This window comes from Geobacillus vulcani PSS1 (assembly GCF_000733845.1).
In the GTDB taxonomy this organism is placed as follows: Bacteria; Bacillota; Bacilli; order Bacillales; family Anoxybacillaceae; genus Geobacillus; species Geobacillus vulcani.
This window is the reverse complement of sequence record NZ_JPOI01000001.1, coordinates 2,074,780-2,096,987: the sequence shown is the minus strand read 5'-3', so window position 1 is coordinate 2,096,987 and position 22,208 is coordinate 2,074,780. Positions and strand designations below refer to the sequence as shown.

Here is a 22,208-nt window from a genome sequence, read left to right as displayed (position 1 = left end):
TGCTTTTGTCCAATGTTCATGAACATCATCTCCACCAATCATACAAACACCCGAAGCCTTCTTTGGCTTCGGGTGTTTCCATTCACACTTCCTCACAATATTCGTCAAACAGCGCCTGCAGCTTTTGCACGACCGCCACCGGCTCGTGCCCCTCGATGTCGTGGCGGTGGAGCATGGCGCACAATTTCCCGTCTTTTAGCAGAGCGAACGACGGCGAGGACGGCGGCTCGCCGACAAAATACTCGCGCGCGCGGGCCGTTGCTTCTTTGTCTTGGCCGGCAAAGACGGTCACCAAATGATCCGGACGCTTGTCGTAGTGGACGGCGTGGGCCGCTGCGGGACGGGCGATGCCGCCGGCGCAGCCGCACACGGAGTTGATGAGGACAAGCGTTGTGCCCGGACGGCGAAACGCGTCGTCGACGTCTTCCGGCGTGCGCAGCTCTTCAAATCCGGCTTCGACCGCTTCGCGCCGCGCTTGTTCGACGATGTCGCTATAGAGCGGAAATTGAAATTGGAACATCGTGACACCTCCTTCGCTTTCCCTTTATCATATCATAGTTCGCCGCTCCGCTTCCGCTCATACGCCTCGATCAGCTCTTTGACGGCGGCGGTGACCGGCTTGGCGCCGGAAATGACGCTGTTCTCGAGCATTGGGAGCTTTTCTTTCACGATCGGGTCAGTGAAAAAGCGCGTTTCGATATATTCTTTGATCATGGCGTGCATCCAGTCTTTTTGCTGCTGGCGGCGGCGGTCGAAAAAGACGCCGGATCGCTTCGTCGTCTCGACGAACGTTTGGATGACGCGCCACATGTCGGCGATCCCTTCGCCCAGCAGCGCCGAGCACGTGTACGCTTTCGTCTCCCAGCCGGGCGTGGCCGGGCGCAGGTAATGGAGAAACTGGTTGTATTCTTTTTGCGCCGCTTTCGCTTTTTCTTTATTATCGCCGTCCGCCTTGTTGATGACGATGGCGTCCACAAGCTCCATGATGCCGCGCTTCATCCCTTGCAGCTCGTCGCCGGCGCCGGTTAACGCCAACAGGAGGAAAAAGTCGACCATCCCGCGGACGACAAACTCGCTTTGGCCGACGCCGACCGTCTCAACGAGGATAATGTCATAGCCGGCCGCTTCGCACAGCATCATCGTCTCGCGCGTTTTCCGGTGCACGCCGCCAAGCGCCCCGCCGGATGGCGACGGACGGATGAACGCAAGCGGATGTCGGGCGAGCGTCTCCATCCGCGTTTTGTCGCCGAGGATGCTGCCGCCGGTCAACGAGCTCGTCGGGTCGACGGCCAAGACGGCGACGCGGTGCCCTTGTTCGCACAAAAACGTCCCGAACGCTTCAATGAACGTGCTTTTCCCCGCCCCCGGCACCCCGGTGATGCCGATGCGGATCGAGCGGCCGACGTGCGGGAGCAGGGCATGAAGCACGTGCTGGGCGAGATCGATATGACGAGCCGCATTGCTTTCGACCAACGTAATCGCCTGCGCCAACATCGTGCGGTCGCCGGCGAGCACCCCTTGGACGTACTCGTCCACCGACCGCTCTTTCCGCTTCACGATCCGCTTTGGCGCCGGCGGGCGTTCGGCGTGCACGTAGGATGACGCGCTCTCGCCGTCCGCCCATTCCGGGCGGCGCGGCGGCCCATCCGAAGCCGCGCTCTGGGCGCTTGTCTGTTCCCATCGTTTCTCTTCGCCGTTCATTCGCTCACGTCCTCATAGCCGAGCCGGGCGTAAATTTCATCGAGCACTTTGTCCGCCGCTTCCGGAATGATCGTGCCTGGCCCGAAGATGGCGGCGGCGCCGTGTTCATACAAGAACGCGTAGTCTTGCGGCGGGATGACGCCGCCGACGATGACTAAAATATCATCGCGGCCGAGTTTTTCGAGCTCCGACACAAGCTGCGGCACGAGCGTCTTATGTCCGCCGGCGAGCGAGCTGATGCCAACCGCGTGCACGTCGTTTTCGACCGCCTGACGCGCCGTTTCTTCCGGCGTCTGGAAGAGCGGGCCGATATCGACGTCAAACCCTAAATCGGCAAACGCGGTCGCGATCACTTTCGCCCCGCGGTCATGGCCGTCTTGCCCCATTTTCGCAATCAAGATGCGCGGACGGCGCCCTTCAAGTTCGGCGAATTGCTCCACCCGTCGCTTCACCCGTTCGAGCTGCGCTTCGTTTTTGTATTCCGAACTGTAGACGCCGCTGATCGAACGGATGACCGCGCGATGACGCTTCGCCACTTTTTCAATGGCGTACGAAATTTCCCCGAGGGTGGCGCGGACGCGCGCGGCTTGGACGGCGAGCTCAAGCAAGTTCCCTTCGCCCGTTTCCGCCGCTTTCGTAATCGCCTCTAGCGCCGCTTCGACCTGCTCGTTGTCGCGGGTCGCCTTCAGCTCGTTCAGCCGTTCGATTTGCCGCTTTCGCACGGCGGTGTTGTCCACTTCCAAAATGTCGATCGGCTCTTCTTTTTCCGGACGGTATTTGTTCACCCCGATGATCGTTTCCGCCCCTGAATCGATGCGCGCTTGGCGGCGGGCCGCTGCTTCTTCAATGCGCATTTTCGGAATGCCGGTTTCGATCGCTTTTGCCATCCCGCCAAGACTTTCGATTTCTTCAATATGCGCCCACGCCCGCTTCATCAGTTCGTTCGTCAACGTCTCGACGTAATACGAACCAGCCCACGGGTCGATCGTCCGGCAAATGCCCGTCTCCTCCTGCAAGTACAGCTGCGTATTGCGGGCGATGCGCGCCGAAAAATCGGTCGGCAAGGCAATCGCCTCATCGAGCGCGTTCGTATGGAGCGACTGCGTATGCCCCATCGCCGCCGCGTGGGCTTCGATGAGCGTGCGCACAACGTTGTTGAACGGATCTTGCTCGGTCAAGCTCCAGCCTGACGTTTGTGAATGGGTCCGTAACGCGAGCGATTTCGGATTTTTCGGGTTGAACGTTTTCATCATTTTCGCCCACATGAGGCGCGCCGCGCGCAGTTTCGCCACTTCCATAAAGTAGTTCATGCCGATCGCCCAGAAAAACGACAGCCTCGGGGCGAACGAGTCGATGTCAATGCCCGCCTTCAAGCCGGTGCGCACGTACTCAAGCCCGTCCGCGAGCGTATACGCCAGCTCCAAATCAGCCGGCGCCCCGGCTTCTTGCATATGGTAGCCGGAAATGCTGATGCTGTTGAATTTCGGCATGTATTTGGCCGTATAGGCAAAAATGTCGGCGATGATGCGCATCGACATCTCCGGCGGGTAAATGTACGTGTTGCGCACCATATATTCTTTCAAAATATCGTTTTGGATCGTGCCCGACAGTTTGTCTTGCGTCACTCCTTGCTCTTCGGCGGTGACGATGTAAAACGCCATAATCGGGAGCACCGCCCCGTTCATCGTCATCGACACCGACATTTGGTCAAGCGGGATGCCGTCAAACAAAATTTTCATATCGAGCACCGAATCGATGGCGACCCCTGCTTTGCCGACGTCGCCGACGACGCGCGGATGGTCGGAGTCATAGCCGCGGTGCGTCGCCAGGTCAAAGGCGACCGACAGCCCTTTTTGCCCCATCGCCAAGTTGCGCCGGTAAAACGCGTTGCTTTCCTCCGCCGTCGAAAAACCGGCGTATTGGCGGATTGTCCACGGCCGCACGACATACATCGTCGGGTACGGTCCGCGCAAGTACGGCGGCAGCCCGGGCATATAATCAAGAAAATCGAGCCCATCGATGTCATTTTTTGTATAAAGCGGCTTCACGGCAATGTGTTCGTTCGTCTGAAACAACAGTTCATCGATCGACGCTTGCACGCGCCGCTCCACCGCGTCTCTCCACTGTTTCTCCTCCACATCGGCCGCTGCCGCGGAAAGCGTCATCTTTGTAAAATCAACGTACTTCGCCATCCAACGCCACCCCTCTTTCCGTGAGAAACGCCACGATCACATCGTACGCGTTCGAACCGAGATGAATTGCCCCATCCACACCCGCATCCGCGTACGTGTTCTCGAGCTCTTCCGGCGGTTTTCCGGCGACATACAGCTTCGCGTTCGGCTTGGCTTGCTTGAACCCCTCAGCCAACGCCGGAACGAACCCCGGGTAGTCGTCATCCACGCCGCACACGATATAATGCGTCCCGTTCGTGTTCCGCACCCATTCGACCGCTTCCTCGACCGAGGCAAAGCCGTCGCTTCGCTCAGCCGCCACCCCGCCGGCCGCAAACAGCCCGGCGATGAAATCGGCGCGCGCCTGATGGCGGACAAGCGGCCCGATATTGATCAAGTGAACGGAAAGCCGGCTTCCCGTGCGCTCCGCATGCTCCTCGGCCGCCTTCCGCAGCTGCTCAAACGGCTCAGCCAAACGCCATGCGCGAATCGGCGCGATGGCCGCCGCCTCCTTCCCATCGGCCAGCGCCGCTGCCATTTCCCGAGCGGTTGCTCGACGGCGGGCCGCACGAATCATCGTTTCCATCCACTTTCCGCTGACAAGCGTGCTGCGAATATCGGCCACCCGCTGTTCATCCAACGGCAGCACCATGTTCACTGCGGCTTGCTTCGGCTTTTCGATCGGCGTTTCCTCCAAATTGGCGTACACGTTCGTGCCGACGATTTTTTCTTTCCGCTGTTTGACGCGCTCAAGCCGCCGCTTGGCAACCGCCGCCACTTCCGACTGCACGAAGCCGTCTTGAAGCGCTTGTTTCATGCCGCCTTTTTCCTCCACCTGCTGGAACAGCTTCCACGCTGCTTCGGCAAGTTTTGCCGTCAATGTCTCCACATAATACGAGCCGCCCGCCGGATCGATGACTTGGGCGAGATGCGCCTCTTCAAGCAAAATGAGCTGCGTGTTGCGGGCGATGCGCCGCGAAAACGCATCAGCGAGCCCGATCGCTTCGTCAAACGGCGACACATGCACGCCATCGGCGCCGCCGACAACGGCCGCAAACGCTTCCGCTCCGGCGCGAAGCATATTCACATACGGATCGTACACCGTTTTCGTAAAGGGAGACGTGCGCACATGCAGTTCGATGCGCCGTGATGATTCGCCGCCGCCAAACGCTTCGATCACTTGCGCAAACAACCGCCGCGCTGCCCGCAGCTTGGCGATTTCCATGAAAAAGTCGGCTCCGACCGCCAGTGACACTTGCATCCTTGTCGCGATGTCATCAATCGTCAAGCCCCGGTCCAACCCGGCGCGGATGTACTCGACGGCCGCCGCCAACGAAAACGCGAGCTCCTGCACGGCGTTCGCCCCGCCGTTATGGTACGGCTCGCCGCGCACGAAAATCGTGCGAACGGCAGGCATTTGTTCCGTCGTCCACTTCGTCACTTCCGCCATTTCATCATACAGCCGCTCAAGCGAACACGGGAGCGTCCCCTGTTCCGCCCAAGCGCCGAGCGGATCCATGCCAATGGCGCCGCGCACGCTCGATAGCGGGACGCCCCGTTCCTTGAAATAAGCGGCCAAAAGCGCCAAAAACGGAAGCGACCGCGCCCCGGCGTCCACACGGAGCGAATAGCGGTCAAGCGGCACGCCATCCAACATCGCGGCCACATCCTCAACCGACTCGACGGCAAACGGCAGCCGCCCGAGAGCGAAATGGATTTCCGTCTGTCCCCGCGCTAAGTCATGCTTCACCGCCTCGTTCCAGTCGGACGGGCTTGCCGCCGAAATCTCTTGGCTCACCTTCCACGGCTCGCCCCGATACCCTTCCGGCCGCGCCCCGCGCACGTACTGACCAAAGCCCGGATACTGCTCCAGCGGGCCGAGCGCCTCTACATCGCGGCGCGTATAAAGCGGTTTCACCGCTATGTTTTCGTACGTCATCGTCACAAGCCGCTCGAGCGGCTTGCCTTTCAGCGACCGTTCCGCTTCCCGCTCCCACTCCTCCATCGGTGGAGCCGGAAACGCCGCTTCCTTCATCTTCGCGACATCGCTCATTTCCCCATCCCCTTTCGCGTCTTTCTGCCAAAAAAGAAACCGCTTTCGTTTTTCCACCTGAAAACGAGCCACACCCGATGGCACCTCACGTCAACCGAATGAAGCCGCGCTTTGGTGGGAAAAAACGGGTTCTATGTTTATTGTAGTACATCGGCCGCGTTTGGGCAATGAACAAAACACCTTGTTCCTGGCTGTTGGCAAAGGGGAGCTGCGCACAAAACCGCGAAGGTGCGCTTTTGTTTCCGACCACATGATTCAACCGAAGAGTCGTTCCCTGAACGTTCCCCATCAACCGCCAATGCCGCGTTCGTTGCGCTAGGCCGTCGAATGAATGCGACGATTAGCGCTATCAAAATCAAGCAGCGTTTGTTCCGCGTTCGTTGCGTTAAGCCGTCCAATGAATGCGACATCGGCTGGTGAAACCTAGAAAGCTGGTGATTTAATCCTGGATCCAGCTTTGCAATGTCACTTCTCAACTAGAAAAACCTTGGTGCATCGGTCCTGCCTTTCACGTGTTCTCCCATTGATGAAGGAACTCAGCCGTTTTTCACCGGCCTTCTAGGAGACTGGTGATTTAGTGCAAAATGCTACTGATTCCATCCATTTCTCAATTAGAGAAACTTTGCAGAACCAGCTTTCTTTTTTGAATGAAAATGCCGCCGATTGGTGTGCGACAGCGGTTTTTCACCAGCCTTCTAGACAACATACTGCCTAGCGAAGATGTCAATGGCCATTTGTTCATTCGAAAATGTTTCGTAAATCGATGAACAAATCCTCCCATCCATGAACGGGAACGGTGTCATCGCGGCTGTACACTCCGCGAAGTTCGAACTTCCCTGTTTTCTCACGCAAATACACTTCCACGACTTGATTCGCCGGGTCAACGATCCAATATTCCTTCACCCCAGCCCGCTCGTACGCGATCCGTTTGTCCATCCGGTCGATTTTGGCCGTAGCGGGAGACAAGATCTCGATGACCAAATCTGGAGCACCGACAATGCAGTTTTTTTGAATTTTGTTTTTGTCACAGATGACCACAAGATCGGGACATACCCAATTTCGGACGTTTTCATCCATCCATCCCTTGCGATGATCTTCAAAAAGGTACACGTCGATCGGGGCGGCCAACACGCGACAATCCTTCCCTCTGAAATACATTCCGAATTCGATCGAAAGCTGGAGCGAAATCGATTGGTGTTCCGGTGTTGGCGACGGCGCCATGCTGATGATATTCCCGTCCAACACCTCGCACCGTTTTCCTTCCGGCCATGTCGCATACTCTTTGTAGGTCATCGGGGCCTGTTCCTTTTCCCTTGAACCCATTTCCTCCACCTGCCTCCTAATTTTTATATTGATGATACACCATCCGTTCCTTTGTCTTGAACGTATGTTTCTTCCCCTTCCCCAACGAGCGGCAGGCGGACAGATACCGTCGTTCCGCGGCCGAGGTCGCTGTCGAACTGAATGGCGCCGCCATGAAGGGCGACGATTTGCTTGACGATGGCCAGCCCTAAGCCGGTGCCGCCTTCTTTGCGGGTGCGGGCGCGGTCGACGCGGAAAAAGCGCTGGCCAAGAAGCGGGAGCTGGTCTTTCGGGATGCCTTTTCCCGTGTCTTCGATCACGAGTTCTCCTTCTGCTTCCGACAGGCGGGAAAGCCGCACCGTCACCGCGCCGCCTTCCGGAGTATAGCGGATGGCGTTGTCAAGCAAGTTGCGCACGACTTGTTCGAGCCGATCGGCGTCGCCGTTGACGATGACGTCATAGTCTAACCCGCATGACAGTTTGATCCGCTTTTGCGCGGCGATCGGTTCGTACATGGCGATGACATCTTCGATCACTTGAGCGAACGCCACCGGCGCGCGCTCGAGCGGCACGCTTTGCCCTTCAAGGCGCGCCAAATCGAGCAAATCGCGGACAAGCCGCTCCATCCGTTCCGTTTCGCGGTGGATGAGGCGAAGGTACGCCTTTTCTTCTTCTTTCGTTTTCGCAAGGCCAGCCAGGAGCGCTTCGCTGTACCCTTTCATATAGCTGAGCGGTGTGCGCAATTCATGCGAGACGTTCGCTAAAAACTCGCGTTTCCGCTCGTCTTCTTTAGCGATGGCGTCGGCCATTTGGTTGAACGCCTGCACCAGGCGTCCGATTTCATCATCACTCCGCACTGGGATGCCCGCTTCGTAGCGTCCTTCCGTCATGCGCTCAGCAGCCCGTTCCATCGCCTGCAGCGGCTCGACCATTTGCCGCACCATCCGTCGGCCGACAACCAAAAGCGCGGCGGCGAATGCGGCGGCCAACGGCCAAAACGCGGCGGCTGCCCGTTTCGTCGCTTCTTGGACGTCGGCTAACGGCAAATACAAGTAAATCGCTCCTTCAAGCCGCTTGCCGTCCAAAAGTGGAACAACAACCGCCATCACGCGGCGGCCAAACCGCTTTTCGTAGCCGGTTTTGACAACCGGCTTCCCGGCTAGCAGCGTTTCCCGGTCGCGGCCGCTCACGAGCGCGTCATAGTGGACCGGAAACGGAAAGCAGGCGCTCAGTTCGCGCGGGTTGTCGATCAATAGGATGGTGGCCGTCGATTTTTCGTCATACCATTCGATTTGCCGGCGGTATTCCCGAGCGATCGCCCCGCCCCGATAGTCACGGGCGAGGCTCGTCCCTTCCGCGATCAACGTTCGTTCGACTTCTTTCATGTACACCGTCCGGTAAAAATAATTCAAAAGGCCAAAGGAAAACGCCAACGTCGCCACGACCGCGGCGCCGATCGACAGCCATACTTTTTGCCCTAAGCGGAGCCGTTTCATTTCTCATCCCTCAAATTTGTAGCCGATGCCCCAGACGGTTTGAATGTGGCGACCGGCGTCTTTCATCTTCATGCGCAATGTTTTCACATGAGTGTCAACGGTGCGGGCGTTTCCGGTGTAATCATACCCCCACACATGGACGAGCAAGTCATCGCGGCTGAACGCTTGCCCACGGTGTTTCGCCAAAAACAGCAACAGCTCAAACTCTTTCAACGTCAATTTCACCGGTTCGCTGCCAACGGTCACGGTTCGTCCTTTTTCGTCAATAACGAGGTCGCCAAACTGCAGCCGCCCGTCGTTCTCGCGCCCGCGCCGCACCCGGCGCAGCACCGCCTCGAGACGGGCGATGAGCTCTCCTGGGCTGAACGGTTTGACGATGTAATCGTCGCCGCCTAGCTTGAACCCTTTCACTTTATCCCATTCTTCGCCAAGCGCAGTCAAAAACAAAATCGGCACGTCCGACTGCTCACGAATGCGGGCGCAGACGGCGAAGCCATCCTGTTTTGGCATCATAACGTCCAACAGGACGGCATCGACCGAATGTTGGGAAAGCAGCGCCAGCGCCTCCTCCCCATCTTCCGCTTCCAAGCAGCGAAAGCCGGCGTTTTCTAAATACATGCTGACCAACAGACGCATTTCTTCTTCATCATCCACGATTAAAATGGTTCGTTCGCTCATGTTCGTCCCTCCCGAATGAGCAGCTGCAGCGGACCGTCGCCCGTCTTCCAGCGGGCGAGCGGCCGCAGCGTCGCTTCATCGACCACGATGATTTCATCGCTGTCATAACTCGCGATATACAAACGGCCTCCTGCCGCTTCCATGGCAAACGGATTGGCGCCGACAGAGACGGATCCGAGCCGCTTCCCGCTTGGCAAAACCCGATAAACCGTGTTCGAGCCATGGCTTAGCACAAACACGCCGCGATCTGTTTCAACAAAATCCACCGGCATCACCGGCGCGGCGATCGTCCGGAGCAAGCGGCCGTCTTGCAGCGAGTAGACATGAATGTTCGTTTCCACACGGCTTCCGCTGCCGTGCCCGCCGACCCACAGCTCCCCTTGCCGCTCGCGCACCACTCCACCTAAGGCAAATTTCGGCACGGCAAACGAACGGATGACGCGGCGGCGGTCCACATCGATGATCCACGCCCGTTCGTCTTGAAAATCGATCACATACAACCTCGTTCCAGCGCGATTGACAAGCAGCGTCATCGGGGAGCGTCCGACCGAAAGGCGGGCGATCTCTTTCCCGTCCCGGCTCACAACGCGCACCGCGCGATGTTTGCTGTCGCCAAAAAACCACGTGCGGCCATCCGGGGATGGAGCAGCGCTCACAATACCGCTCCCGGTTTTCCACTGGGCGAGCGGCTTCCCAGTCGCGAGGTCGTACCGGTAAACGCCGTCAAGATCCCGCCCGTACAAAAGCAGCGTCCGGCCGTCCGGGCTCAACGCCCCGCCTTGAAACGGTTCGTTGATGTTCCAACGGGCGACCTTGCCGCCATTTTTCGCGTTCAAAAAGGTGACCGTTCCCCCTTTGACCTCAAGGCTGATGACAACGGAAAGCGAATCAGCCACCGGGGGAAACGACGGATGGGCACAGCCGCTTAGCAGAAAGAAGCAACCCAACAGCATCCACACGCTCGCTCGTTTCATCTCGTTTTTCTCCTCCGCACGTTCGTTTCTGCCCTCATTATACCTCACATTTGTGAAAGAAGTTTGAAATCGCGCCATGCAAAAACCCCCACCGCCAACCGATGGCGATGGGGGGAAACGTTAATAAATCGGCGTGTTGTCTTTGTTCATGTTTTCCAAAATCGCTTTGACGCGGGCGAGGAAGCGGCCGCAAATCAAGCCGTCCAAGACGCGGTGGTCAAGCGACAAGCATAAGTTGACCATGTCGCGGATGGCGATCATGCCATCTTTGACGACCGGACGTTTGACGATCGTTTCCACTTGCAAAATGGCCGCTTGCGGATAGTTGATAATGCCCATCGACTGCACGGAGCCGAACGCGCCGGTGTTGTTGACGGTGAACGTGCCGCCTTGCATATCTTCCGGGCGGAGTTTGCCGGCGCGCGTTTTCGCCGCCAGTTCGGCGATTTCGCGGGCGATGCCTTTGATCGTTTTTTCATCGGCGTGCTTGATGACCGGAACGAACAAAGCATCATCGGTCGCGACGGCGATCGAAATGTTGATGTCTTTGCGCTGAATGATTTTATCGCCCGCCCAAACGGAGTTCAGCTGCGGGAATTCTTTCAGCGCTTGGGCGACCGCCTTGACGAAGAAGGCGAAATACGTCAAATTGAAGCCTTCACGCCGCTTGAACTCGTCTTTGATCGCATCGCGGTAGGCGACAAGGTCGGTCACGTCGACTTCGACCATCGTCCACGCGTGCGGCGCTTCGTGTTTGCTGCGGAGCATGTTGGCGGCGATCGCTTTGCGCACCGGGGTGACCGGAATTTCGATGTCACCCGCTCCCGCTTCGATCGTTGGCGGCGCTGGCTTCGGCGGCGCGGCTTGTGCGGCCGCGGCAGACGGTTGAACGGTTGCGGCGGCCGGAGTCGGCTGTTCCGCTCGCGGCTCGGCTTTTGGCGCCGCTTGTTCCGCCGATGCCGCTCCCGCTTTCGGAATTTGGCCGGACTCAATCAGCTTCAGCAAATCTTTGCGCGTCACCCGCCCGCCAAGGCCGGTGCCTTCGACTTGTTCGAGGTCAATGCCGTGTTCTTGCGCCAAGCGGAGCACGGCCGGCGAATAGCGGCCGTTGTTGGCCCGGCCGGCCTTTTTCGGCGCCGCTGGCTTCGCGTTGTCTTCCGCTTTCGGCGCTTCCTCCGCCGGCTTCGCTTCCGAGCTTGGTGCGGCGCCTTCGACTTCGATCGTGCAAATCGGCGCGCCGACCGGAAGCGTTTCTCCTTCGTTGGCGATCAATTCGCGAATGACGCCGGCAAACGACGACGGAATTTCCGCGCTCACTTTATCGGTGATCACTTCGGCGACCGGATCGTATTTGTTCACTTTGTCGCCCGGGGAAACGAGCCATTTGCTGATGGTGCCTTCAGTGACGCTCTCCCCGAGCTGAGGCATCGTCAATTGTTCGATGGCCACATCGATACCCTCCTATCTCTGTTGCAATGTCTTCGCCGTGACGTCCCCTCGCCGTCTAGGGTTGGCTTCGAAGCCGGCGTTTGTGGGGAATCCCTTCATTAGGATGGAATGACTCCCTAACCGAACATCCCGTGCTTTCCTGCCGCCTCCAAGCTGGAGACGCCTTTTGTTCGTCTGTTAAAACGCCGCTAGTTCGCGCATCGCTTTTTCTACTTTTTCCGGGTTGACCATAAAGAACTTTTCCATCGTCGGCGCGTACGGCATCGCCGGAACGTCCGGACCGGCGAGGCGCATAATCGGCGCGTCGAGGTCAAACAGGCAATGTTCCGCAATAATGGCGGCGACTTCGCTCATGACGCTTCCTTCTTTGTTGTCTTCGGTAATGAGCAGCACTTTTCCGGTTTTGCTCGCCGCTTCGATGATCGCTTCTTTATCGAGCGGGTAGACGGTGCGCAAATCGAGCAGATGGACGGAAATGCCGTCTTGGGCGACGCGTTCGGCCGCCTGCAAGGCAAAATGGACGCACAGCCCGTACGTGATGACGGTGATGTCCTCGCCTTCACGCTTGACGTCCGCCTTGCCGATCGGCAGCACATAATCATCCTCCGGCACTTCCCCTTTAATGAGGCGGTAGGCGCGTTTATGCTCGAAAAAGAGCACCGGATCTTCGTCGCGAATGGCCGCTTTGAGCAGCCCTTTCACATCGTACGGCGTCGAAGGCATGACGATTTTCAGCCCGGGTTGATTGGCAAAAATCGCTTCCACCGACTGCGAGTGGTATAGGGCGCCATGCACCCCACCGCCGTACGGGGCGCGGATGACAATCGGGCAGTTCCAGTCGTTGTTCGAGCGGTAGCGGATGCGCGCCGCTTCAGAAATAATTTGGTTGACCGCCGGCATGATGAAATCGGCAAACTGAATTTCGGCAATCGGACGCAGGCCGTACATCGCCGCGCCGATGCCGACGCCGACGATCGCCGACTCCGAGAGCGGCGTGTCGATGACGCGCTCTTCGCCGAACTGCTCGTACAATCCTTGCGTCGCTTTGAACACTCCGCCTTTCCGGCCGACGTCTTCCCCCAGCACAAAGACGCGCGGGTCACGCTCCATCTCTTCGCGAATGGCCATCGTCACGGCATCAATATAGGAAATCACAGGCATCGTCAAGTCCCCCTCCCTTACTCCTCAGCATACACGTAGCGAAGCGCATGCTCCGGCTCGGCATACGGCGCTTTTTCTGCATAGTCGGTGGCATCGTTCACTTCCTTCATGACGCGCGCCTGAATGGCTTCATCTAACGCGTCCGTCAAGACACCGACCTCTTTTAAATAATGGGCAAACGAGATGATCGGGTCTTTGGCGCGCGCTTCGGCGAGCTCTTCTTCCGTCCGGTAGACGCGATGGTCGTCGTCCGACGAGTGCGACGTCAGGCGGTATGTCACCGCCTCGATGAGCGTCGGTCCTTCGCCGCGGCGGGCGCGGTCAGCTGCTTCTTTCACAACGCGGTACACTTCAAGCGGATCGGTGCCGTCAACCGTATAGCCCGGCATGCCGTAGCCAATGGCGCGGTCCGACACTTTTTCGCATGCCAATTGTTTGGAAATCGGTACGGAAATGGCGTACTTGTTGTTTTCGCACATGAAGATGACCGGAAGCTTGTGAACGCCGGCAAAGTTCGCTCCTTCGTGGAAATCGCCTTGGTTTGACGACCCTTCGCCGAACGTGACGAAGGCGACAAAATCTTTCTTTTCCATTTTCGCCGCCAAGGCAAAGCCAACCGCATGCGGCACTTGCGTCGTCACAGGCGAGGAGCCGGTGACGATCCGGTTCTTCTTTTTCCCGAAATGCCCGGGCATTTGCCGGCCGCCGGAGTTCGGGTCTTCCGCCTTGGCAAACGCCGCCAACATCAATTCTCTCGGCGTCATGCCAAACGTCAAGACAACACCCACGTCGCGGTAATACGGCAAGACATAGTCTTTCGTCCGGTCGAGGGCGAACGCCGCTCCGACTTGCGCGGCTTCCTGCCCTTGGCACGAGATGACGAACGGAATTTTCCCGGCGCGGTTTAACAGCCACATCCGTTCATCGAGCTTGCGGGCGAGAAGCATCGTTTCATACATTTCCAACACCGTGTCATCGCTTAATCCGAGTGCTTGATGACGGTTTTGCGCCATCGCAACAACCTCCCTTAGATTCACATAGTCAACCAATGATCACACGCCGCGCGCATACGGCGAAATCGGTTAAAAATGAATAGCTTTGCCATCGACCGCCAGCGCTGCTTCCGCCATGGCCTCTGACAGCGTCGGGTGCGGATGGATCGCATGGGCCACTTCCCACGGAGCCGCATCAAGCACGCGGGCGAGCCCGGCTTCGGAAATCAAATCGGTCACGTGCGGCCCGACCATATGGACGCCAAGCAGATCGTCCGTGTTCCGGTCGGCGATGAATTTCACAAACCCTTCCGCCTCACCGAACACCAGCGCCTTGCCAATGGCTTTAAACGGAAATTTGCCGACCTTGACATCATAGCCTTTCGCTTTCGCCTCTTGCTCGGTTAAGCCGACCGCCGCCGCTTCCGGACGGGTGTAAATGCAGCGCGGCACCATCGTATAGTCAATCGGCGCTGGATTGCGCCCGGCTAAATGTTCAATGGCGACGATCCCTTCATGGGCGGCGACGTGGGCGAGCTGCAAGCCGCCGATGACATCGCCGATCGCGTAAATGTGCGATTCTTTCGTTTGGCCGAACGCGTTCGTTTGAATATACCCCTTCTCGACGACAATCTCAGTGTTTTCGAGGCCGATCCCCTCAATGTTCGCCTGCCGCCCGACGGAAACAAGCATCTTGTCGGCCGTAAACGTTTTCCGCTCGCCTTGATGCTCCGCTTGGATCGTGACGCCGTTTCTTTTCTCGAGCGTTTCCGGCAGCACTTTCGCTCCGGTGACGATGTTGACGCCGCGGCGGCGGAGCAGTTTTTCCATTTCTTTTGACACATCTTCATCTTCTGTCGGCAAAATGCGGTCGGCATACTCAAGCACAGTGACATCCACGCCGAAATCGTTCAACATCGACGCCCATTCCATGCCGATCACGCCGCCGCCGACAATCAAGATGGACGATGGGAGCGCCTCCATTTGCAGCGCTTCATCGGACGTCATCACGAATTCGCCATCCGGCTCCAGCCCCGGCAGCGTGCGCGGACGCGAACCCGTGGCGATGACGACAAATTTCGGAACGAGCATTTCGTTTTCGCTGCCATCGTTCATTTCGACCGACACCGTCCCTGGCAGCGGGGAAAAGATCGATGGGCCGAGCAGGCGGCCGATGCCGGCATACACATCGATTTTCCCTTTTTTCATCAAATGCTGCACGCCTTTGTGGAGCTGCTCAACAATCGCTGCCTTGCGCGCCTGCACTTTGGCGAAATCCAAGCGCACGCCGTCGGCGATGACGCCAAACGCCTCGCCGTTTTTCGTTTGCGCGTACACTTCCGCACTGCGGAGCAGCGCTTTGGACGGAATGCAGCCAGCATGCAGGCATGTGCCGCCAAGCTTCCCTTTTTCCACAACGGCCGTTTTCAACCCGAGCTGCGAGGCGCGAATGGCGGCCACATAGCCGCCCGTACCCCCGCCGAGAATGACGACATCGTATTCTTTTGCCATTTTGCCTTCCCCTTTCTGTCCGTTGCCGCATCAACGCCGGGCCGGAACCGGCGAAACGACCTCGCCTGGATAGACTTTTTCCTCTTCTTCGCCGCGCAGAACGCGAAGCGCGCCTTCAGCGAGCGCCTGCAGTTCGTTTTCGCCCGGATGGACGATGACATTGGCGATCCATTGGACGCGGCGGGTGATCTGTTCCACAAACGATTTGCCGTACGCCAATCCGCCGGTCAAAATGATAGCGTCGACTTTGCCGGCAAGCACGGCGCTTGCCGCACCGATTTCTTTCGCCACTTGGTACGCCATCGCCTCATACACAAGCTTGGCCTTTTCATCACCAGCTTCGATCATGTTTTCCACTTTGACGGCATCGTTCGTGCCGAGGTAGCCGACAAGCCCGCCTTGGCCGACGAGCATGCGCATCACTTCCTCACGGTAGTATTCGCCCGAGAAGCATAAAGCAACCAAATCGCCGGCTGGCACCGTCCCGGCGCGCTCCGGGCTGAACGGGCCTTCGCCGTCAAGGCCGTTGTTGACATCCACCACTCTTCCTTGCTTGTGGGCGCCAACCGTAATCCCGCCGCCCATATGAGCGACGATCAAGTTGAGTTCGTCATACCGTTTGCCCAGCTGTTTGGCGACGCGGCGCGCGACCGCTTTTTGGTTTAGCGCGTGAAAAATGCTGCGCCGCTCAATGAGTGGAAACCCGCTGATCCGGGCGATCGGCTCGAGTTCGTCGACGACGACCGGGTCGACGATAAACGCCGGAATGTTGAGCGCTGAGGCGATTTCATGCGCCAAAATGCCGCCGAGGTTGGACGCGTGCTGGCCCGAATATCCGCGCCGCAAATCTTCAAGCATCGCCTCATTGACGCGGTACGTTCCGCCTTCGATCGGGCGGAGGAGCCCGCCGCGGCCGCAGACAGCGCTCAACTTCGATAAATTGATCCCTTCTTCATCGAGCGCTTGCAAAATCGTTTGCTTGCGGAATTCATATTGGCCCGCGATCGTTTTATATCGCCGAAGCACGTCCGCCTCATGGCGAATCGTTTTTTCCAGCAATGGCCGTTCGTTTTCAAAGACGCCGATCTTCGTTGAAGTCGAGCCTGGATTGATCGTTAAAATGCGAAACTTCTGCTCTTGCATCGTTGCTGTCCCTCCATTATCCGTCGCGGGGCGGAAGGCCGCCCCTTTCCCGCCTTCAGCGAGCGCGGCGGCGGCTTAAAATATGATGGCCGTTTTGCAAAAATTGGCTGCGCGCTTTGCGCATCGTTTCAATCCGTTCTTCGGCCATCCGGTCGGCGGCCACATACGTTGGGATGTTGTCGCGCTTGGCGATCGCGAACACTTTTTCGATGTTGTCATAAATTTGCTCGATTTTTTTCATCGCCCGTTCGCGGTTGTAGCCGTACAGCTCATCCGCGACATTGATGACACCGCCGGCGTTGATCACATAATCCGGTGCATAGACGATGCCCATTTCATGGATCATGTCGCCATGGCGCGGCTCTTTCAGCTGGTTGTTCGCCGAGCCGGCGATCACCTTCGCTTTCAGCTGCGGAATCGTTTGGTCGTTGATAATGCCGCCGAGCGCGCATGGGGCGAAAATGTCGCACTCCACACCGTAAATGTCGTTCGGATCGACCGCTTTCGCCCCGAATTCCTCGACTGCGCGCGCCACCGCTTCCTTGTTGATGTCGGTAACGATGAGTTTCGCTCCTTCTTCGTGCAAATGACGGCATAAATGGTAGGCGACATTGCCGACTCCTTGGACGGCGACGACTTTTCCTTCGAGCGAATCGCTGCCGAACGCTTCTTTCGCCGCCGCTTTCATCCCGCGATAGACACCGTAAGCGGTGGCCGGCGACGGGTTGCCGGATGAGCCGAATTCCGGCGAAATGCCGGTGACATAGTCGGTTTCTTGATAGATGATGTCCATATCGGCAACGGTCGTGCCGACGTCTTCCGCCGTGATGTAGCGGCCGTTCAGCCCTTGAATGAACCGGCCGAACGCGCGGAACATCGCCTCGTTTTTATCTTTGCGCGGGTCGCCGATGATGACCGTCTTGCCCCCGCCTAAATTAAGGCCGGCGGCCGCATTTTTGTACGTCATGCCGCGGGCGAGGCGCAAGGCGTCTTCAAGCGCTTCTTCTTCCGAATTGTACATCCACATGCGCGTCCCGCCGAGCGCCGGGCCGAGCGTCGTGTCATGAATGGCAATGATCGCTTTCAGCCCTGACTCTTTATCTTGGCAAAACAGCACTTGCTCATAATCGTAAGCTTCCATATATTTGAACAATTCCATCTCAGATGGCCTCCTTCTTTGTCATTTCGCTGCTGAACAGATGGCAAGGGCGAGCGAATACAATTTGCTTTCCGCTGAGTCGGCGCGCGATGTCAAGACGATCGGCGCCTTCGCCCCGGCGATGACGGCGCCGACTTTGGCTTTGGCAAAATAGACGAGCGACTTGTACAGCATGTTGCCGGATTCAATGTCCGGCACAAGCAAAATGTCAGCCTGTCCGGCCACTTGGCTTTCAATCCGCTTATGTTTCGCCGCCGCCATCGACACCGCGTTGTCTAACGCAAGCGGTCCATCAAGCAGGCAATGTTCGATTTGCCCCCGCTTTTGCATCATCGCGAGCGCGGCTGCGTCGACAGTCGCCGGCATAGCGGGATTGACCGTCTCCACCGCCGCCAGCGCCGCGACTTTCGGGCGCTCGATGCCGATGGAACGCGCGATGATGACGGCATTGTTCACAATTTGCACCTTTTGTTCCAAATCCGGAGCGATGTTCATCGCCGCATCGGTGACGATGACAAGCCGGTCAAACGCCGGCACTTCAAACACCGCGACATGGGACAACACCTTTCCGGTGCGCAGCCCGTACTCTTTGTTCAAGACGGCTTTCAGCAGCGTTGCTGTCGGCACATGCCCTTTCATCAACGCATCCGCCTCGTTCAAATGGACGGCGCGCACGGCGAGCTCCGCGGCTTGCCCGGTCGAATTCGCATGAACGACATCGACGTCGGAAAAGCGGGTGCATCCTTTTTCCTTCAACAGCCGTCCGAGCCGCTCCCGATCGCCATAGAGCACAAAGCGTCCGAGACGGTGTTCAAGCGCCATCGCCACCGCTTCGATCACTTCTTCATCTTCCGCCGCCGCCACGGCCACCGTCCGGCCTTGGCCTTGTCTTGCTTCTTCCACTAACGATTCAAGCTTCATCATCTGCACCAACCTTTTCTGCAAATCGTGCGGCATGATCTTTTCATGCAAAAACTGTGCCAACTAAAAATAACTGAAAGCGCTTTAAAATACACTACCTTCACAAATAGGTATGTGCAATATTTTTCATTGTGCGCAAATTATTGCGTGCTATTTTTGTCAAGTCCGTATTTCTCCAGCTTGTAATATAAGTTGCGCACCGAAATGCCAAGCGCCCGGGCAGCCGCCGTTTTATTGCCGTGATGGCGGCGAAGCGCCTGCTCGATCAAGCCCGCTTCGTATTGGCCCATCATTTCCTCAAGCGGCCGAATCTCCTCTTCCGTTTCCACTCGATGCGCCGGCGCCGCCGATGGCGCGGCGAGCGGCGGCAAATGCGTCGCATCGATCATTACCTCATGAAATTTCATAAAAATCATCGCCCGCCCGAGCACGTTTTCGAGCTCGCGGACATTGCCGGGCCAATCGTAGGCGAGCAGTCTCGCCATCGCTTCATCCGTCACCCCTTCGACGTTGCGCCCGTAATCTTGGTTCAGTTTCTGGATCAAATGCCGGCAAAGCGCTGGAATGTCTTCCTTGCGGGCGCGCAGCGGCGGAATATAAATCGGCATCCGATTGAGCCGATAGTATAAGTCTTCGCGAAATGCACCTTCGGCAATCGCTTTTTCAAGATTGACGTTCGTGGCGGCGATGACGCGGACGTTGATCGGGATTGGCTTCGTCCCGCCGACGCGAACGATTTCCCGCTCCTGCAAAACGCGGAGCAGCTTCGCCTGCGTGCTGGCCGACAGCTCGCCGATTTCGTCAAGAAAAATGCTGCCGTTGTTTGCTTCTTCAAACAACCCTCGCTTGCCGCCGCGCCGCGCACCGGAAAACGCTCCTTCCTCATAGCCAAACAGTTCGCTTTCTAATAATGTTTCCGGAATGGCCGCGCAATTCACGCGGATAAACTTGTTATACTTTCGGTCGCTCGCGTTGTGAATGGCGTGAGCAAACAACTCCTTGCCCGTCCCTGATTCCCCGCGCAACAAAATCGTCGCCGGCGTTTTCGCCGCCAGTTTCGCCTGCTCGATCGCCACCTTCATCTCCTCTGACTCACCGACAATATCCGCAAATGAATATTTCGCCTCAAGCGTACGGATGATTTGCCGCGCCCGATTGAGCTCCGCCGTCAGCCGCTGAATTTCTGACACATCATGAATGACGCCGACGCTTCCTTTCAATACGCCATCGACGATGATCGGCGCGACATTGACGATGACATCCCGATTTTTCGGACCGACTTTCATGCGCGCCCCGCGCACCGGGCGGCGCGTTTTCAATACTTGCATGTGCATGCTTTCCCCTTCCGCGATGTCGGCCGTCGCCGGCTTGCCGATGACGTCTTCCTCTGTCAGGCCGGTAAGCCGAGTATACGCCGGGTTGATCAAAATGCCGTTCCCATTTTCATCGACGACGGAAATCGCCTCTTCCGACGAGTGGATGATGGCTTCAAGCATCATGCGGACTTCTTTTAAGTCCGTAATTTCTTCCGCCAAAGCAACCAGTTCGGTAATGTCTTTAAACACGGCGAGCGCTCCAAACAGCTTGCCATTGTCATCGATGATCGGGATGCGGGTGGTGATCAATTTTTTTCCATTGGCCAGCTCCACTTCCTGATGAAATTCGGTCTGCCTCGTTTTCAGCACGCGCGGTAAGCCGCTTGACGGCAAAACATCCAAAATATGTCTGCCAATCACTTCGTCTTTGTCCACTCCAAGAAGCTCCGCCGCGCTTTGATTCATATCGGTAATGCAAGCATATTCATCTACGACAATCATGCCATCATGGGATGAATGAAAGATGAGCGCGCGCCGGGCCGCTTCACTTTTCAGCTCGGCGATGAGCGCTTCTTTTTCCTCAACGAGCTCGGCCATCATCCGCGCGACCGCGCTCGGAACAATATTCGCCCCCTCGGGCGCCCGGTGGCGGATTTCTTCCAGAACATCCGCCCTGCCTGTCGTTTCAATGATCAAATCAAGCGGTTGGGCCATCCATGGACGCCAGTCGCTCGCGGCGGCAATCCCCCATTTTTGCGCCAGCTGCAACCCCGGAGCGTGTTCATCTACATCCACGACCGCCACGACTTCGAATCCTGATGCCCCATGGAGCAGCTTCAACAGCGATGTCCCACGCGAGTCAGCGCCAATGATGATCACTTTCTTCATATTCGTCCACCACGCTTTATCCTATGCCAGTTTTTGCAGACACTTCTATCATACTTGATCGGTTCTTTCCTTGACAAATCGGCAATACACGCTATGATAGTCGATAAGGCCACTCTTTTTGGAAAGGAACGCGACGCCATGGAGCGAATGATTGCGCTGTTGATTTTAGTCATTCCCGGGCTTGGAGCGGCGCTTGGCATCAAGTGGATGCGCGATGCGTTGTTTGGCATCAGCGGGCCGTTGTTTTCTGCCTTATGGCTGCAATTTCTCGCCGGGCTCGCGCTGTTTGCGGTCGGGCTGGCGTTTATCGGGGGATTTTTGCTGCACCGCGACCGGAAGCGAAACAAGGTGCAGGCGCGTTTTCAACGAAAACGAAAAACACCTTGACTCGGAACGTTGATGCCTATTGCATTGGAAAACATCCATTTCAAGGCAAGCCAAAAAACGCCTTAACGTCTCTCGTTAAGGCGTTTTCTCTTTCCATTGCTTCGCTTGGCTCGGGTAGTCGGTGAAGACGGCGTCAACGCCATAAGCAAACATCGTTTTCATCACGTTTCGCTTATTCACCGTAAACGGGCGGACCGCCACCCCGCGCCGCCGCGCTTCGGCGGCAAATTCCGCCGTCACCGTCCGATGGTGTGGATGCACCCCGTCGGCGTTCATCGCCCGCACATACGTCCATGGGTCATACAGCGGCTCAATGTACAAGAGTGCCGTCTCGATTTCCGGTGCAAGCTTCCGGCAAAGGCGCATGCTATTATGGTTGAACGATGACAAAATCGTCCGCTTTTCAAGCCCATAGCGGCGCACGAGGGCGATCGTTTTTTGCTCGAGCTTTTCGTAAGCGATCAAGCTGTTTTTCAGCTCGATGTTAACCACCATTCGTGTTGATGACAACCAAGCGAGCACTTCCTCAAGATGCGGAATCGGACAATGGCCATGCTTGCCGTCCCACATGGCCGCCGCGTTCAAACGGCGAAGCTCTCGGTACGTCATGTCTTTCACCCAGCCGTTTCCATTTGTCGTCCGATCGACCGTTTCGTCATGAATGACGACTACTTCGCCATCTTTTGTGAGCTGCACATCGAGTTCAATGCCGTCCGCTCCCGCTTTTTCCGCCTCGATGAACGCCGCCATCGTGTTTTCCGGGTGTGTCCCTGCCGCCCCGCGGTGGGCAAAAATCAATGTCATTTTGTTTTCTTCCCTTCACATTCATTCGCCCTTCAGCCAACAAGCTGGCCGAAGCCGGCGGTGGTCGGTTATACTATTGTAATACTATGAACAAATGAGGT

General features: G+C 57.4%; 18 protein-coding genes. 1 reads left to right on the top strand and 17 read right to left on the bottom strand.

Annotation, left to right across the window (positions count from 1 at the left end; translation table 11 throughout):
• Positions 1 to 82: 82 nt before the first annotated feature.
• The 16 genes from N685_RS0111295 to N685_RS0111220 all read right to left on the bottom strand — a co-directional run bounded on the left by N685_RS0111295 (position 83) and on the right by N685_RS0111220 (position 20,916).
• The gene (locus N685_RS0111295; protein ID WP_031408422.1) at positions 83 to 520 is read right to left on the bottom strand and encodes a BrxA/BrxB family bacilliredoxin; all 438 of its coding nucleotides are present in this window, start codon (positions 518 to 520) and stop codon (positions 83 to 85) included.
• Between the two features lie 32 nt (positions 521 to 552).
• Positions 553 to 1,701 (bottom strand): methylmalonyl Co-A mutase-associated GTPase MeaB, encoded by a 1,149-nt coding sequence (meaB, locus tag N685_RS0111290; protein WP_031408420.1) that lies wholly within the window; start codon positions 1,699 to 1,701, stop codon positions 553 to 555.
• Positions 1,698 to 3,893, bottom strand: coding sequence for a methylmalonyl-CoA mutase (gene scpA, locus N685_RS0111285; protein WP_031408419.1), 2,196 nt, complete (start codon positions 3,891 to 3,893; stop codon positions 1,698 to 1,700). Before scpA ends, meaB begins: the two co-directional genes overlap by 4 nt.
• Complete coding sequence (locus N685_RS0111280) at positions 3,877 to 5,925, bottom strand: methylmalonyl-CoA mutase family protein (protein WP_031408417.1); 2,049 nt, start codon at positions 5,923 to 5,925, stop codon at positions 3,877 to 3,879. Before N685_RS0111280 ends, scpA begins: the two co-directional genes overlap by 17 nt.
• A gap of 738 nt (positions 5,926 to 6,663) precedes the next feature.
• Complete coding sequence (locus N685_RS0111275) at positions 6,664 to 7,248, bottom strand: Uma2 family endonuclease (RefSeq protein WP_031408414.1); 585 nt, start codon at positions 7,246 to 7,248, stop codon at positions 6,664 to 6,666.
• Positions 7,249 to 7,271: 23 nt separating this feature from the next.
• Positions 7,272 to 8,723 carry a sensor histidine kinase gene (locus N685_RS0111270; protein WP_051870816.1) on the bottom strand — a complete coding sequence of 484 codons (1,452 nt, stop codon included), beginning with the start codon at positions 8,721 to 8,723 and terminating at the stop codon, positions 7,272 to 7,274.
• 3 nt (positions 8,724 to 8,726) lie between these two features.
• On the bottom strand, positions 8,727 to 9,401 hold the full coding sequence (locus N685_RS0111265) for a response regulator transcription factor (protein WP_031408409.1): 675 nt from the start codon (positions 9,399 to 9,401) through the stop codon (positions 8,727 to 8,729).
• Positions 9,398 to 10,375, bottom strand: coding sequence for a YncE family protein (locus N685_RS0111260; protein WP_031408408.1), 978 nt, complete (start codon positions 10,373 to 10,375; stop codon positions 9,398 to 9,400). The genes N685_RS0111265 and N685_RS0111260 overlap by 4 nt, the downstream gene beginning before the upstream one ends.
• Positions 10,376 to 10,495: 120 nt before the next feature.
• Positions 10,496 to 11,824 (bottom strand): dihydrolipoamide acetyltransferase family protein, encoded by a 1,329-nt coding sequence (locus N685_RS0111255; protein WP_031408406.1) that lies wholly within the window; start codon positions 11,822 to 11,824, stop codon positions 10,496 to 10,498.
• A gap of 177 nt (positions 11,825 to 12,001) precedes the next feature.
• Complete coding sequence (locus N685_RS0111250) at positions 12,002 to 12,985, bottom strand: alpha-ketoacid dehydrogenase subunit beta (protein ID WP_031408404.1); 984 nt, start codon at positions 12,983 to 12,985, stop codon at positions 12,002 to 12,004.
• Between the two features lie 17 nt (positions 12,986 to 13,002).
• Positions 13,003 to 13,998, bottom strand: a complete 996-nt coding sequence (locus N685_RS0111245) for a thiamine pyrophosphate-dependent dehydrogenase E1 component subunit alpha (protein WP_031408402.1) — start codon at positions 13,996 to 13,998, stop codon at positions 13,003 to 13,005.
• Positions 13,999 to 14,067: 69 nt separating this feature from the next.
• On the bottom strand, positions 14,068 to 15,489 hold the full coding sequence (gene lpdA / locus N685_RS0111240) for a dihydrolipoyl dehydrogenase (protein ID WP_031408400.1): 1,422 nt from the start codon (positions 15,487 to 15,489) through the stop codon (positions 14,068 to 14,070).
• 30 nt (positions 15,490 to 15,519) lie between these two features.
• Positions 15,520 to 16,632, bottom strand: coding sequence for a butyrate kinase (gene buk, locus N685_RS0111235; RefSeq protein ID WP_031408398.1), 1,113 nt, complete (start codon positions 16,630 to 16,632; stop codon positions 15,520 to 15,522).
• Positions 16,633 to 16,687: 55 nt separating this feature from the next.
• Positions 16,688 to 17,791 carry a leucine dehydrogenase gene (locus N685_RS0111230; RefSeq protein ID WP_031408396.1) on the bottom strand — a complete coding sequence of 368 codons (1,104 nt, stop codon included), beginning with the start codon at positions 17,789 to 17,791 and terminating at the stop codon, positions 16,688 to 16,690.
• Between the two features lie 21 nt (positions 17,792 to 17,812).
• Positions 17,813 to 18,712 carry a phosphate butyryltransferase gene (gene yqiS, locus N685_RS0111225; protein WP_031408394.1) on the bottom strand — a complete coding sequence of 300 codons (900 nt, stop codon included), beginning with the start codon at positions 18,710 to 18,712 and terminating at the stop codon, positions 17,813 to 17,815.
• Between the two features lie 140 nt (positions 18,713 to 18,852).
• Positions 18,853 to 20,916, bottom strand: a complete 2,064-nt coding sequence (locus N685_RS0111220) for a sigma 54-interacting transcriptional regulator (RefSeq protein ID WP_031408391.1) — start codon at positions 20,914 to 20,916, stop codon at positions 18,853 to 18,855.
• Between the two features lie 138 nt (positions 20,917 to 21,054).
• Between N685_RS0111220 and N685_RS0111215 the strand changes: the two genes are divergently transcribed.
• Entirely contained in the window at positions 21,055 to 21,303 is a 249-nt protein-coding gene (locus N685_RS0111215) for a DUF2627 domain-containing protein (protein ID WP_031408390.1), read from the top strand.
• Positions 21,304 to 21,378: 75 nt separating this feature from the next.
• Here N685_RS0111215 and N685_RS0111210 read toward each other — a convergent pair whose 3' ends face one another.
• Complete coding sequence (locus tag N685_RS0111210; protein ID WP_031408387.1) at positions 21,379 to 22,107, bottom strand: glycerophosphodiester phosphodiesterase; 729 nt, start codon at positions 22,105 to 22,107, stop codon at positions 21,379 to 21,381.
• Positions 22,108 to 22,208: the final 101 nt, after the last annotated feature.

What these genes read in the sequence shown, in the direction of transcription:
- N685_RS0111295 (WP_031408422.1), bottom strand. Translation starts at nt 520, where the DNA reads ATGTTCCAATTTCAATTTCCGCTCTATAGCGACATCGTCGAACAAGCG.
- meaB (WP_031408420.1), bottom strand. Translation starts at nt 1,701, where the DNA reads ATGAACGGCGAAGAGAAACGATGGGAACAGACAAGCGCCCAGAGCGCG.
- scpA (WP_031408419.1), bottom strand. Translation starts at nt 3,893, where the DNA reads ATGGCGAAGTACGTTGATTTTACAAAGATGACGCTTTCCGCGGCAGCG.
- N685_RS0111280 (WP_031408417.1), bottom strand. Translation starts at nt 5,925, where the DNA reads ATGAGCGATGTCGCGAAGATGAAGGAAGCGGCGTTTCCGGCTCCACCG.
- N685_RS0111275 (WP_031408414.1), bottom strand. Translation starts at nt 7,248, where the DNA reads ATGGGTTCAAGGGAAAAGGAACAGGCCCCGATGACCTACAAAGAGTAT.
- N685_RS0111270 (WP_051870816.1), bottom strand. Translation starts at nt 8,723, where the DNA reads ATGAAACGGCTCCGCTTAGGGCAAAAAGTATGGCTGTCGATCGGCGCC.
- N685_RS0111265 (WP_031408409.1), bottom strand. Translation starts at nt 9,401, where the DNA reads ATGAGCGAACGAACCATTTTAATCGTGGATGATGAAGAAGAAATGCGT.
- N685_RS0111260 (WP_031408408.1), bottom strand. Translation starts at nt 10,375, where the DNA reads ATGAAACGAGCGAGCGTGTGGATGCTGTTGGGTTGCTTCTTTCTGCTA.
- N685_RS0111250 (WP_031408404.1), bottom strand. Translation starts at nt 12,985, where the DNA reads ATGCCTGTGATTTCCTATATTGATGCCGTGACGATGGCCATTCGCGAA.
- N685_RS0111245 (WP_031408402.1), bottom strand. Translation starts at nt 13,998, where the DNA reads ATGGCGCAAAACCGTCATCAAGCACTCGGATTAAGCGATGACACGGTG.
- lpdA (WP_031408400.1), bottom strand. Translation starts at nt 15,489, where the DNA reads ATGGCAAAAGAATACGATGTCGTCATTCTCGGCGGGGGTACGGGCGGC.
- buk (WP_031408398.1), bottom strand. Translation starts at nt 16,632, where the DNA reads ATGCAAGAGCAGAAGTTTCGCATTTTAACGATCAATCCAGGCTCGACT.
- N685_RS0111230 (WP_031408396.1), bottom strand. Translation starts at nt 17,791, where the DNA reads ATGGAATTGTTCAAATATATGGAAGCTTACGATTATGAGCAAGTGCTG.
- yqiS (WP_031408394.1), bottom strand. Translation starts at nt 18,712, where the DNA reads ATGAAGCTTGAATCGTTAGTGGAAGAAGCAAGACAAGGCCAAGGCCGG.
- N685_RS0111220 (WP_031408391.1), bottom strand. Translation starts at nt 20,916, where the DNA reads ATGAAGAAAGTGATCATCATTGGCGCTGACTCGCGTGGGACATCGCTG.
- N685_RS0111215 (WP_031408390.1), top strand. Translation starts at nt 21,055, where the DNA reads ATGGAGCGAATGATTGCGCTGTTGATTTTAGTCATTCCCGGGCTTGGA.
- N685_RS0111210 (WP_031408387.1), bottom strand. Translation starts at nt 22,107, where the DNA reads ATGACATTGATTTTTGCCCACCGCGGGGCGGCAGGGACACACCCGGAA.